At 45.3% G+C, this 12,979-nt stretch carries 16 protein-coding genes; 1 reads left to right on the top strand and 15 read right to left on the bottom strand.

The genetic code is table 11. The features are described 5' to 3' along the window. Positions 1 to 39: 39 nt before the first annotated feature. From H0W44_03370 to H0W44_03300, 15 genes are all read right to left on the bottom strand, one after another. Positions 40 to 459, bottom strand: a complete 420-nt coding sequence (locus H0W44_03370) for a F0F1 ATP synthase subunit epsilon (GenBank protein ID MBA3581476.1) — start codon at positions 457 to 459, stop codon at positions 40 to 42. 69 nt (positions 460 to 528) lie between these two features. Then, positions 529 to 1,905, bottom strand: a complete 1,377-nt coding sequence (atpD, locus tag H0W44_03365) for a F0F1 ATP synthase subunit beta (GenBank protein MBA3581475.1) — start codon at positions 1,903 to 1,905, stop codon at positions 529 to 531. A gap of 91 nt (positions 1,906 to 1,996) precedes the next feature. After that, positions 1,997 to 2,863: a F0F1 ATP synthase subunit gamma gene (gene atpG / locus H0W44_03360; GenBank protein ID MBA3581474.1), complete on the bottom strand. Its 867-nt coding sequence runs from the start codon at positions 2,861 to 2,863 to the stop codon at positions 1,997 to 1,999. 28 nt (positions 2,864 to 2,891) lie between these two features. Continuing rightward, entirely contained in the window at positions 2,892 to 4,433 is a 1,542-nt protein-coding gene (locus H0W44_03355; GenBank protein ID MBA3581473.1) for a F0F1 ATP synthase subunit alpha, read from the bottom strand. A gap of 41 nt (positions 4,434 to 4,474) precedes the next feature. Further along, on the bottom strand, positions 4,475 to 5,023 hold the full coding sequence (locus H0W44_03350) for a F0F1 ATP synthase subunit delta (GenBank protein ID MBA3581472.1): 549 nt from the start codon (positions 5,021 to 5,023) through the stop codon (positions 4,475 to 4,477). A gap of 49 nt (positions 5,024 to 5,072) precedes the next feature. After that, positions 5,073 to 5,543 (bottom strand): F0F1 ATP synthase subunit B, encoded by a 471-nt coding sequence (locus tag H0W44_03345; protein ID MBA3581471.1) that lies wholly within the window; start codon positions 5,541 to 5,543, stop codon positions 5,073 to 5,075. A 48-nt stretch (positions 5,544 to 5,591) separates the two neighbouring features. Next, complete coding sequence (atpE, locus tag H0W44_03340; protein ID MBA3581470.1) at positions 5,592 to 5,879, bottom strand: F0F1 ATP synthase subunit C; 288 nt, start codon at positions 5,877 to 5,879, stop codon at positions 5,592 to 5,594. Between the two features lie 73 nt (positions 5,880 to 5,952). Beyond that, a complete protein-coding gene (gene atpB / locus H0W44_03335; GenBank protein MBA3581469.1) occupies positions 5,953 to 6,795 on the bottom strand; it encodes a F0F1 ATP synthase subunit A in 843 nt (280 codons plus the stop codon). Then, the gene (locus H0W44_03330) at positions 6,792 to 7,187 is read right to left on the bottom strand and encodes an ATP synthase subunit I (protein MBA3581468.1); all 396 of its coding nucleotides are present in this window, start codon (positions 7,185 to 7,187) and stop codon (positions 6,792 to 6,794) included. The genes atpB and H0W44_03330 overlap by 4 nt, the downstream gene beginning before the upstream one ends. Before the next feature lie 161 nt (positions 7,188 to 7,348). Further along, positions 7,349 to 8,218 carry a ParB/RepB/Spo0J family partition protein gene (locus H0W44_03325; protein MBA3581467.1) on the bottom strand — a complete coding sequence of 290 codons (870 nt, stop codon included), beginning with the start codon at positions 8,216 to 8,218 and terminating at the stop codon, positions 7,349 to 7,351. Between the two features lie 21 nt (positions 8,219 to 8,239). Next, positions 8,240 to 9,031 carry a ParA family protein gene (locus H0W44_03320; GenBank protein MBA3581466.1) on the bottom strand — a complete coding sequence of 264 codons (792 nt, stop codon included), beginning with the start codon at positions 9,029 to 9,031 and terminating at the stop codon, positions 8,240 to 8,242. Between the two features lie 34 nt (positions 9,032 to 9,065). Next, positions 9,066 to 9,656, bottom strand: coding sequence for a 16S rRNA (guanine(527)-N(7))-methyltransferase RsmG (rsmG, locus tag H0W44_03315; GenBank protein MBA3581465.1), 591 nt, complete (start codon positions 9,654 to 9,656; stop codon positions 9,066 to 9,068). Between the two features lie 74 nt (positions 9,657 to 9,730). Continuing rightward, positions 9,731 to 10,450 (bottom strand): hypothetical protein, encoded by a 720-nt coding sequence (locus H0W44_03310; protein ID MBA3581464.1) that lies wholly within the window; start codon positions 10,448 to 10,450, stop codon positions 9,731 to 9,733. Between the two features lie 8 nt (positions 10,451 to 10,458). Then, positions 10,459 to 10,839, bottom strand: coding sequence for a hypothetical protein (locus H0W44_03305; protein ID MBA3581463.1), 381 nt, complete (start codon positions 10,837 to 10,839; stop codon positions 10,459 to 10,461). 86 nt (positions 10,840 to 10,925) lie between these two features. Further along, positions 10,926 to 11,798, bottom strand: coding sequence for a cytochrome c (locus H0W44_03300; GenBank protein MBA3581462.1), 873 nt, complete (start codon positions 11,796 to 11,798; stop codon positions 10,926 to 10,928). Between the two features lie 263 nt (positions 11,799 to 12,061). Between H0W44_03300 and H0W44_03295 the strand changes: the two genes are divergently transcribed. After that, a complete protein-coding gene (locus tag H0W44_03295; protein ID MBA3581461.1) occupies positions 12,062 to 12,946 on the top strand; it encodes an SDR family oxidoreductase in 885 nt (294 codons plus the stop codon). Positions 12,947 to 12,979 lie beyond the last annotated feature (33 nt).

Below are 12,979 nucleotides of genomic sequence, written 5' to 3'. Positions count from 1 at the left end.
AGCAGAGGCGTAAGAGCAGGGGATATCTTGATGACGTTTTTATTTGCCGCGAAATTTCTTGATTAAATCCAATTGCGCTACCGCTTCAGCCAATTCGGCGCGCGCTTTCGCATAATCAATATCCGCATTGTTATTATTCAACGCATCTTCCGCGTGACGTTTTGCTTCGCTCGCGGCGGCTTCGTCCAAATCATGCGCACGCACGGCCGTATCGGACAATACTGTGACCACATGTGGCTGCACTTCTAATACGCCACCCGAAACATAGATAGACTGAATTTCAGTTTGATTAGGCAAGGTAAGCCGAATTTCGCCCGGCTTGAGCTGCGCAATTAACTGATTATGGCGCGGCATAATGCCCAACTCACCGTTGATCGCAGGCGCAACTAACATTTCCACCACGCCAGAAAATACGGCTTGTTCTGCGCTTACGATATCAACATGAAATGTGCTTGCCATATTACTTTGTGAACCTTTTGCTGAATGTTTTATATGTTGCAAGGCTTGCCTCAAGCAAGCCTTTGCACATTACATTTGTTTGGCTTTTTCAATCACTTCATCAATACCGCCAACCATATAAAAGGCTTGTTCCGGTAAATGATCGTATTCGCCATCAACCAAGGCACGGAAGCTGCGAATGGTATCTTTCAGTGCAACGTATTTGCCAGGGCTGCCGGTGAATACTTCCGCAACGAAAAACGGTTGTGAGAAGAAGCGTTGAATTTTACGGGCGCGTGCAACCGCACGTTTGTCGTCTTCCGACAATTCATCCATACCTAAAATAGCGATAATGTCGCGTAATTCTTTGTAACGTTGTAATACATTTTGCACATCACGCGCCGTACGATAATGCTCTTCACCAACAATTAAAGGATCTAATTGGCGGCTCGTAGAATCCAATGGATCTACCGCCGGATAAATACCCAACTCAGCAATTTGACGCGACAATACAACGGTTGCGTCTAAGTGCGCAAAAGTCGTTGCAGGTGATGGATCGGTCAAATCGTCGGCGGGAACATAAACCGCTTGAATAGAAGTAATAGAACCTTTTTTGGTCGAGGTGATGCGTTCTTGCAATACGCCCATTTCTTCAGCGAGGGTAGGTTGATAACCTACAGCAGAAGGCATACGACCTAACAATGCCGATACTTCGGTACCTGCCAAGGTGTAACGATAAATATTATCGATAAATAATAATACGTCACGGCCTTCATCACGGAAAAATTCCGCCATCGTTAAACCGGTTAATGCGACGCGCAAACGATTGCCCGGCGGTTCATTCATCTGACCATACACGAGCGCTACTTTGTCGAGTACATTTGAATCTTTCATTTCGTGATAGAAGTCATTACCTTCACGAGTACGTTCGCCAACACCCGCAAACACTGAATAACCACTGTGTTCAATCGCGATGTTACGAATTAATTCCATCATATTAACGGTTTTGCCTACGCCAGCACCGCCGAGCAAACCAACCTTGCCGCCTTTTGCAAACGGGCATAATAAATCGATTACTTTAATACCAGTTTCTAATACTTCAGTTGCGCCTGATTGTTCATCGTAGCTCGGTGCTTTACGATGAATCGCCCAATGCTCATTTGCTTCTACTGGGCCGGCATGATCAATCGGCTCGCCCAAGACATTCATGATGCGGCCTAAAGTACCTTTGCCTACTGGCACAGAAATCGGCGCGCCTGTATTTTTAACTTTTAATCCACGCTGCAAACCATCAGAAGTACCCATGGCAATAGTGCGCACTACGCCATCGCCTAATTGACCTTGTACTTCTAAAGTCAAACCACTTTCTTCTAGTTTTAATGCATCATAAATTTTAGGCACTGCATTACGAGGGAATTCAACATCCACCACCGCGCCAATGATTTGTACAACTGTTCCGGTATTCATTTCTTGATTCCTCTACCAGTAAATTTAATCTGTTTCTTCTGCACGCATCACACGTGCATTATTAATAAGGTGTGGTTTAACTTAACCTAATTTAAACGGCTGCCGCGCCTGCCACAATTTCTGACAGCTCTTGGGTAATCGCTGCTTGACGCTGTTTGTTGTACATCAATTGCAATTCTTTAATAAGTGTACCGGCATTATCACTCGCGCTTTTCATAGCGACCATGCGTGCTGCCATTTCAGACGCCACGCTTTCTACTACGCCTTGATAGGTTTGTGATTCTATATAACGGGTTAACAAACCTTCGAGCACTGTTTGCGCATCAGGTTCATAAATATAATCCCAGTGATATTGCAATTCTTTTTCTTCGTTATCAGACGCCAACGGCAATAACTGCATTACTTCGGGGCGCTGCGTCATCGTATTAATAAAACGACTATTCACAATAAACAAACGATCAATTTCACCGCTTTTATAAGCATCTAACATAACTTTTACCGAGCCAACTACATCTTCCAAGCGTGGCGCGTCACCTAAATCACTAACACTAGAAACAACCTTGCCGCCGACGCGACGGAAAAAAGCATTGGCTTTGCGGCCAACCAAAGACAATTGAATGTTAACGTCTTGGTCGCGCCATTTTTTAATGTCTTGAATAAGGGCTTTAAAGACGTTGACGTTTAAACCGCCACACAAACCTTTATCAGAAGAAACAACAATATAGCCAACGGCTTTTACGGTTTTGCGCACTTCCATATAGGGATGGCGATATTCCGGAGTGGCATGCGCAATGTGGCCAATAATATTACGAATTTTTTGTGCATAAGGACGCGACGCTTGCATACGTTCTTGCGCACGGCGCATTTTGCTTGCCGCAACCATCTCCATCGCTTTAGTGATTTTCTGCGTGTTTTTTACGCTGCCAATCTTTGCGCGAATTTCTTTACCAGCTGCCATTCGTTAAATCACTCGAGTTCCGTGGACTTTAGTAAACGCCATTGGCTTTAAATTCAGTCAGTAACTTTTTCAATGCGCCTTCAATCTCCGCATTAAGATCGCCTGAATCATTTATCTTGGTACGCAATGCTGCAGCATTTGCTTGGAAATAACTGTGCAATGCGCTTTCAAAAGCGCCAACTTTTTTCACTTCGATGTCGTCTAAGAAACCTTCGTTCGCAGCAAACAATGAAATAGCCATATCAGCAATAGATAAAGGCGCATATTGTTTTTGTTTCATCAATTCCATTACGCGTTGACCGCGATCTAATTGCTTGCGCGTAAACTCATCAAGATCCGATGCGAATTGTGAGAATGCAGCCAATTCACGATATTGCGCTAATGCCAAACGCACACCACCGCCTAATTTTTTAATAATTTTGGTTTGCGCAGCACCGCCGACGCGTGATACTGATAAACCTGCGTTAATAGCGGGACGGAAACCAGAGTTAAATAAATTGGTTTCTAAAAAGATCTGGCCGTCAGTAATTGAAATCACGTTAGTGGGAACGAATGCGGACACGTCACCTGCTTGCGTTTCAATAATAGGTAATGCGGTTAATGAGCCGGTTTGACCTTTTACTTTGCCACCGGTTAAACGTTCAACTTCTGCGGCATTGATACGCGAAGCGCGTTCTAACAAACGTGAATGCAAATAGAATACATCGCCTGGATACGCTTCACGACCCGGTGGACGACGTAGCAATAATGAAATTTGACGATAAGCAACGGCTTGTTTTGATAAATCATCGTAAACAATTAACGCGTCTTCGCCGATATCACGGAAAAACTCGCCCATTGCACAACCGGAATAAGGTGAGATGTATTGCATAACCGCAGATTCAGATGCGGATGCAGCAACTACAATGGTATGCGCCATCGCGCCATGTTCTTCTAATTTCCGCACCGTTGCAGCAATCGATGATTGCTTTTGACCGGTTGCAACATAAATACATTTAACGCCGGTAGATTTTTGATTAATGATGGTATCAATCGCAACCGCGGTTTTGCCGGTTTGGCGATCACCAATAATTAATTCGCGTTGACCGCGACCGATTGGCACCATCGCATCAATAGACTTCAAACCAGTTTGCACGGGTTGTGATACTGATTGACGCTCGATAACGCCCGGCGCAATTCTTTCAATCGCAGTATAAATAGGATCTTTAAGCGGGCCTTTGCCGTCAATAGGTTCGCCCAATGCATTCACTACACGACCTAACAAACTACGACCCGTTGGTACTTCTAAAATACGGCCGGTACATTTAACGGCTGCGCCTTCGGTTAAATGTCCATATTGACCTAATACTACCGCGCCGACTGAGTCACGCTCTAAGTTCAACGCCAACGCAAATGTGTTGCCCGGCAGTTCCAACATTTCGCCGTACATTACATCAGCCAAACCATGAATTCGAATCACGCCGTCCGCTAAACTTACGATCGTGCCCTCTGTGCGAGCTTCAGCTTTTACATCGAAGTTCTCGATCCGTTTTTTAATCAGCTCACTGATTTCAGAAGGGTTGAGTTGCATGCGCGAATATCCTCGTTACTAAACTATTTTTAAACTTACGCTTAACGAATTAACGTTTGCGCGAGCTTGGTTAATTGTCCCTTCACGGAGCCATCAATCACCCAATCACCGGCTTTGATAATGGCACCTCCAATTAAGGAAGGGTCTATTTCTTGTTCAATCGTTACTTTCTTGCTTAAACGTTTACCTAATGCATCGGCAATTGCAGTTAACTGCTGGCTTTCCACCGGCTGCGCGGCAATCACTATCGCCGTAATGCTGCTTTCCGCTTCGGCACGTAAGGCTTCATAAGATTCGGCAATCGCAGGCAAAACCAATAAACGGCCATTTTCTGCCAACAAACTCAAGGTGTTGTTAACTTGCGTAACAATGCTTTTATTAACATTACCTTCAATAATCGCTAACAATATTTCGGCACGTTGTGCGCGTGCAGCATTCGGGTTTTTCAACATCACTTTAACGCGTTCATCACTCACTACTTGTGCGAGTAAGGCTAGCGCTTCCGACCAAGCAGCATACGCTTTACCCGCTTGCGCCAACTCAAATATGGCTTTCGCATAAGGCCGCGCTATTGTGGTGTAACTTGCCATGATGTCTCTCGTCGCTACGCTAATTTGCTGGGCTGGTTAATGTCGGCGCTTATACTTGTCCGACCAAATCGTCGAGCACATCTTTATGTTTCGCGGCATCGACTTCACGCTTCAAAATACGTTCCGCACCGGCAATAGCGATCACGGTTACTTGTTGGCGCAAGGTTTCTTTTGCACGATTCACTTCTTGTTGAATATCCGCTTGCGCCGCGGTCTTAATGCGATCACCTTCGGTACGAGCAGTTTCTTTGGCTTCTTCAACCAAATCACCACCTTGCTTTTGCGCGCGCGCAATAATTTCTGCCGCCTGCGTTTTCGCTTCTTTCAACAAGTCTTTAGCGCGTTGTTCAGCCAATTCTTTTTCATGCGCGCCTTTTTCAGCAGCGGCCAAACCGTCCACAATTTTTTTGCGGCGTTCGTCCAGCGCTTGAATGATAACGGGCCAAACAAACTTCATCATGAAAATGACCAATAACAAGAACACGATCATTTGCACTAGTAGCGTTGCATTAATATTCACGGCTTTGCTCTCTATGCGTCTTTAAGCGATTCGATAAACTGACGTAAATTAAACGCCTGCCGCCGCTTTAACAGCAGCAATGAATGGGTTAGCAAACATTAACAATGCTGCGAAACCAATGCTGATCATTGAAACCGCGTCTAATAAACCTGCGACGATGAACATTTTAACTTGCAAAGTAGGAATCATTTCAGGCTGACGTGCTGCGCCTTCTAAAAAGCGACCACCTAACAAGCCGAAACCAATTGCGGTACCTGCTGCAGCTGAAGCTAAAATAATACCAACAGCAATTGCTGTTAGACCTTGTACGTTTGCGATCAAGCTTGCTAATTCCATGGAGCCTCCAAAAAAGTTAAATCTAAATAATAAATAAACTACGTTTTACAAATAAATTCTATTTCACACTCTACTAGTGATCTTCATGCGCCATGCTTAAATACACAATGGTTAACACCATAAAGACGAATGCTTGCAAGGTGATGACGAGAATATGAAAAATGGCCCAGGCCAAACCTAAAATAGTTTGCGTTATCAAACCGCCCACACCAGCTACAGTAGTAAACATATCTTGAATGTTGTTACCCAAACCTAAGGTAAATAACGCGATCAAAATAAAAATGATTTCGCCCGCATACAAATTACCAAACAAACGCAAAGCTAGCGAAATAGGTTTGGCAATTAGCTCAACTGCTTGCATCGCCAAATTAAACGGGACGATAAGGGGATTGCTGCCAAACGGATGAAACATAAGTTCTTTGCTATAGCCCACTACGCCTTTAATTTTCAAGCTGTAGAAAACGATCAACAACAAGACCGTCAAACTTAAACCCAATGTTGCGTTCACGTCGGCTGACGGCACGACGCGCATATAGTGCACATGAAACACTTCACTAAAAATAAAAGGCAATAAATCGACGGGGAATAAATCCATGAAATTCCACAAAAACACCCAGCAAAAAATCGTTAAGGCTAAAGGCGCGATCATGGCGCTTTTGCCATGAAAAGAATCTTTTACTTGGCCATCAACGAACTCAACCATCAATTCAACAAAATTTTGCCAATTACCAGGAACGCCGGCAGTGGCTTTACGCGCAACTAACCAAAAAGTACCTGCGAACAAAACTGCCAATACTAAAGAATAAATAATGGTGTCGACGTGAAACGACCAAAATCCTTCGCCCACGGTCCAATGCGTCAAGTGATGGACGATATAATCTGTGGCTGTGGGTGCGGTGGTAACGTCAGCACTCATGGGTTTCGATCACCTGTTAAATAACGCTCGGTTCTTAAAAATGGCAGTGCCAGCCAATAGGCCATCAAACTTACCATGAATGTCACTATCAACGGCATCGGCGCTAAACGCAGCCAAACAATGCCTATGTATAAAAGTATGACGGTCAGCGCGATTTTCTGAATTTCCGCCGCAAACAACCGTCGCAAAAACCGATCGGCCGCAAAATCAGCGCGCCTTAAAAATAATTTAGCGCTCAAAAATGCCGTGGTAATCATGCTAATTGCGCCACCTGCCAAACCCGCCACCGCGGTGGCCAGATCGTACAGACCGAACAATAACGCACTAATAAGAAGCGTTAATACTAACTGCGTGGCGATAATAATCAACGCTGTTTTAGTACCCGCTGTCATTCGCAATCGCCTCGCTGGGTGTGGTCATTACCACAAGCCGTACCGCAAAAACCTGCCGAGCCGGCGCTAGTGAAGGCGGCGCATTATACAGAGCTGGGCGAAAATGGGTCAACGCAGCATTGCAATTAATTGGCTTTTGCACGCTATTAAAGCAGCGCTAGTTAACGAATATGCTTCAAGATGCCATCAAGCTCATCATTGCTACGAAAAGCGATGACTAATTTGCCCTTGCCTTTACCGGCATACTGAATTTCCACGCTCGCACCTAACTTATCGGCTAAATCGCGTTCAAGACGCGCAATATTGGGATCTTGTTTAGGCGCGGTTTTAGCAGTCTTGATCAGTGTGCCTTGTTTTACCATGCGCTCTACTTCTCGTACCGATAACTGTTTAGCCACCGCTTCTTTAGCCACTCGTAATTGATCTGGCATCGATAAAGCCAACAAAGCTCGGCCATGGCCCATGTCCAATTTACCTTCGTCAATAAAAGTTTTAATTTCGGGTGCTAATTCTAATAAACGCAGCAAATTAGACACAGCGGCGCGAGAACGCCCAACGGCATCGGCAACTTCTTGATGGGTTAACTCAAATTCGGCGATTAAACGCTGAAAAGCATTGGCTTCTTCCAAGGCATTTAAATCTTCGCGCTGAATATTTTCGATCAACGCAACTGCCGCAACCGCCGCTTCGGGCAAATCGCGCACGATTGCTGGAATTTCATGCAACCCGGCCAATTGCGCGGCGCGCCAACGGCGCTCACCCGCAATTAATTCATAGCCCGCACCTACCGGCCGCACCACAATAGGCTGCAATATGCCTTGGGCTTTGATAGAGCTCGCTAAGTCAGCTAAAGCATCGGGGTCAAAATGCACACGGGGCTGATAAACACCGCGTTGAATTTGTTCTATAGGTAAACGACGCAACCTTTCCGCGTCTTTTTCGGCGCTGATAGGCGCAATTTCGGCTGCAATTTCAGCTTTAGCATCGCCCAACAAAGCATCTAAACCGCGCCCCAATCCTCGTCTTTTAATGGCCATGGCTCATCTTCTCCGTTAAACGCTTAATTCTTGATCATGTCGTAACTTCGCATCACGACGTAAAATTTCACCGGCCAAAGCCAAGTAGGCCAAAGCCCCGCGTGAGGTTTTGTCATATTGAATGACCGGGATTCCGTGGCTAGGCGCTTCGGCCAGCCGCACATTGCGCGGGATAATCGTGCGATATAAACGGTCTTGAAAATGAATTTTAAGTTGCTCGGAAACGTCTTGCGCTAAATTATTACGCGGATCGAACATAGTGCGCAACAAACCTTCTATATGTAATTCCGGATTCACCGTGGCTTTTACTTTTTCTACGGTTTGTAACAACGCGGTTAGACCTTCCAACGCAAAATATTCGCACTGCATGGGGATTAAAACGCTGTTCGCGGCGACTAATGCGTTCAAAGTCAGCATATTTAATGAGGGCGGACAGTCGATAATCACGTATTCATACTGATCACGCACGGTATCTAACGCTTGGCGCAAGCGCTGTTCGCGTTGCGTCACTTGCATCAAATCAACTTCGGCAGCGGTCAGATCACTATTCGACGCGATTAAATCAAAACCGTATTCGCTTAAGGTACAACGCGCATCGCTTAACGATGACTCACCCAATAACACTTCACAGATGGTCGCCGGCACGGCATTTTTATCCACGCCACACGCCATGGTCGCATTGCCTTGCGGATCAATATCAATCAACAACACTTTGCGGCGCGTGGTCGCAAGCGACGCGGCTAAATTAACGCTGGTGGTGGTTTTACCCACACCACCTTTTTGATTAGTGACTGCGATTGTTTTCATGGTGTTGCCAGAATGCTATCCAAGTTATTCGTATTTAATCCAAAGCCTTTCGTAAATCAATGACATGGCGCTCGGCTTGTAAGCCCGGCACGGTCAACGAATGCGTCGCTATCAGCTGCCAAGAAGCGGGTAAATCCGCTAATTCTGGCGTGGGCAATTTGCCCTTCATCAACAAGCATCGACCCTGCGGCGCAGATAAATGGCCAGCTTGGCGCAAAATCTCACTCACGCTCGCCAAGGCGCGAGCCGTCACTGTATCAAAGGGCTGAGGCGGACGGTACTCTTCAATGCGGCTTTGGATCGCTTCAACATTCTTTAAACCGAGCTCAATGATGACTTGTTGGATAAAACGGATTTTTTTACCGTTGCTATCCACCAACGTAAACCGCCATTGCGGACACAAAATGGCTAAGGGAATACCCGGCAAACCGGCGCCAGTGCCAACATCAACGATGCGCTCGCCGTGTAGCAATGACAAAATACTTACGCTATCGAGAATATGTACAACAACCGCAGATTCACTGTCCGTATCCGCAATTAAGTTGTAATGCCGATTCCACTTTAATAATAATTTTAAATACTGCGCTAATTGTTCCACTTGCGACAACGATGCCTCAAGCGACATGGCGCGCAAACCATTATTAATCGCAGTAACAGGCACGTTTAACTAGAACAAAACGAATAAAAAAGAAAACACATTCATGACGCGCTGCCATTAGAATTACCATTGGCATCTTGTGACGATGGGATAGCTGCTTGTGAAAATAAACGATATAAAAAAATCATCGGTATGACGGTGAGAAAATCTACCACTGCATCGGCAGCTAAAGACAACACATTCATGGTTTCCGCAGCCGCTGTAAAATAGCTTGCCGATACTGCCAATGAAATCAACACACCATAAAGAACTAATAAACCAAACAACAATGCCGCAAATTGCAACTGACTACGATGCCAACTTTGTTGAATGGAATCATTAATCATGCGGTCTTCTAAAACCAAAATAAATTCCGCATAAACCAAACGCACGCCAACAATAATGCCGGGAACGATCAATAACACAAAACCTAAACCAATTAACAAACCGCAAAGCAGCCGCAAGAAAAATAAACGCGCCCAAATAGCCGCAGCCGCACGCCAATAATGGCTATAGGGTTTAGGTGTACCCATAGCAATATCACGAATAAATAAAATTTGTGCGCCGGCTAACCACGCCATCCACAACGAGGTTATTACAATAATAGCAACGGTGGATTGTTCAATCGTGTAATACCGCGAAATAATATATAAAGAAATTTTATCTAATAAAATAATAGGCGCGCTTAGCCACAATAATGCGCCCCAATAATTTTTAAAAAATTGGCCGGCTTGCGCTAAAGCAAATCGCGTTTGTTGCCACGGAGTGAGTGCAGATGGCATGCCAGAATTTACCACTTAACAATTTCACCACGGTGATAACTGCAACCCGTATGAATTTCACGAAACATTGCATAAACATTTTCACGCGGCAAACCCGTCGACGCAGCCAAGCTATTCACTACACAAATCAACATTTGTGCGATTTTAGTTTTTTTACTGAAATCGGGCGCAATGATTTCAACCAGTAAAGGATGTGAATCGTGAGCTTGTTGCGCGGCTACCACGCCTTTTGCCGCATAGTGATTAGGCTCTATCCATTGCCACACAATATTAATTTGTTCGCGACCAATGCCTAATGATGTTTCAAAATCGGTGGTTAATTGTTCCAAAACATTCGTCATGTTGGGTTTTTGAGCAAAAGGTAAAGCTTTTATCTGAATGATAGGCATGAGTTCACGCACAGGTTATGAAACAAGAAATTCGCCATTGGGCTGGCCCGCATTATGGCGAGATTTAATATTCGGTCAACTTAACATCACGACGTAGGTGGAAGCTGGCGCAAATAATCCCAAATCAAAACTAAATCTGCATCTGACATGTGCATATAACCCACCCACGGCATATACGCCGGCACAATCACGCGGCCATCGGGCGTTTGGCCGGTGCGCATCACGCGCACAAAATCTTCTACCACCCAATCGGCTAAGGGACCATCATTTGCTAATGATGGCGCCGGTGGCGCGCCAGGTTCGGGGCCTTGGCCGCCGCGCAAATCTGCGCCATGACAAAAATCACAGCCACCAATTTGTAATAAATAAGCCGCTTGGTTGTTGGATGTTGCAGGCCGAGGGCCTTGGTGCGGAATAAAAGAAGCGCGTACCAGATTGCCTTTCGCACCACTATTAATCAGCGCACGCGTAAAAATATTCAAACGCGTGCCGGCTTTATCGTTATCAAACGGTGGCAATTGTTTTAAATACGCGATGATGGCGCCCAAATCGGCGTCACTTAAGTGCCAATAATGATCGGTGGGCATAAACGCGATGCCTCGACCTTGCGGATTGACGCCATGGCGAATCGCTCGCACCCAGTCTTCATCAGAGTAATAACGCCCAACTCCGCCAACGCCCGTGGTCAAATTCGGCGTGTGGATAAATCCGTAAATAGGATGATCCACCATTTCTCGTCCGCCAAAATCCCCGCCATGACACACCACGCAGACGGCCACGCCATTGGCTAAATAACGACCGCGCTCAACGGCTACAGCATCGTTAGGAATAATGATGGGTACGACTTCTATCGTAAAATGCGTATCTAACGGTGAAGTACGGCCTAAAAACAAAATAATGCCGCTTACTAAGAGCAGCAATGCAATTACCACGACCGCCGCACGACGTAAAAAAATCATTATCATATCCCTGTAAAATTTGAATTCGCTAACAGCAAGCGTTGCTTGTTATATTGCGATTCGTTACTAAACGCAATTTTGTGCCGCTCTATTCCCTTTGTCTATTACCTTGGCAATGAGAAGAATGGCTTTGATGGATACATTCAGGGCATTTTTCGCTGTATTTATTCCCATAGCCATATAAAATTGCGCCCTGATCCCTGTCATGGTCTTTAACCTTTAACGGGTTAAATGCCTGCACTACTACAGAAAGAGGAAATAACATGTTAGTTGTTACTGGACCCACGGGTAATGTCGGCGCTCAAGTTGCTGACCGATTGATGACCGAGAGTCACAATATTCCTTTTCGTGTTGCGGCACATAATCCAGCTCGCTTAAAAAAGAAATACGGTGAACATCAGCCTGTTGTTAAATTTGATTACGGCGATCGCAGTACCTGGGATGCCGTATTACAAAACGTTGAAACTTTATTTTTATTATTTCCCTTACCTCATCCGCGCACCGTACACACATGGATGAAACCTTTTATTGACGCCGCGGTTAAAGCCGGCGCAAAACGTATCATCTATGTCTCGGTTCCAGGTTCTGATACCAAAACCATCGTGCCGCATTACAAAGTAGAACGTCACATTGAAGCATCCGGTTTAGATTACACCTTCCTACGCGCTACTTTCTTTATGCAAAACTTGTGTCGCGGCATTACCACTCACGGTGTTGATACGTGGCAGTTTGGTCAAATATTTATACCCGCTAAAAACGGTACGACCACGTTCATCGATTCACGCGATGTTGCACAAGTCGTACTCGACATTCTGAAAAATCCAGCGCCGCATAAAAACAAATCTTATTTGCTGACGGGCCCTGAAAATTTAGATTTTTATCAAGTCGCCGAACAAATGACCGAAGTGTTTCAAAAACCCATTCGTTACACCAATCCATCAATGCCACATTTCTGGTGGCGCATGTTGCGTCGCGGTGTTAAGTGGGACATTATTTTCTTCATGACGATGGTGTACATGCTGACGCGTTCTGGCAATAACAAACAAATGAGCAACGACCTCGAACAACTGTTGGGTCGTCCGCCCACTAAGATGCGTCAATTCTTAGCAGAAAATAAATGGCGCTGGGAACAAAGCGAGTGGACCTAGTCCTTTAGCTTTATTTTTGATCTATAAAAAAGG

This window comes from Gammaproteobacteria bacterium, from assembly GCA_013817245.1.
In the GTDB taxonomy this organism is placed as follows: domain Bacteria; phylum Pseudomonadota; class Gammaproteobacteria; order HTCC5015; family HTCC5015; genus JACDDA01.
This window is presented reverse-complemented; position numbering and strand designations above follow the sequence as displayed.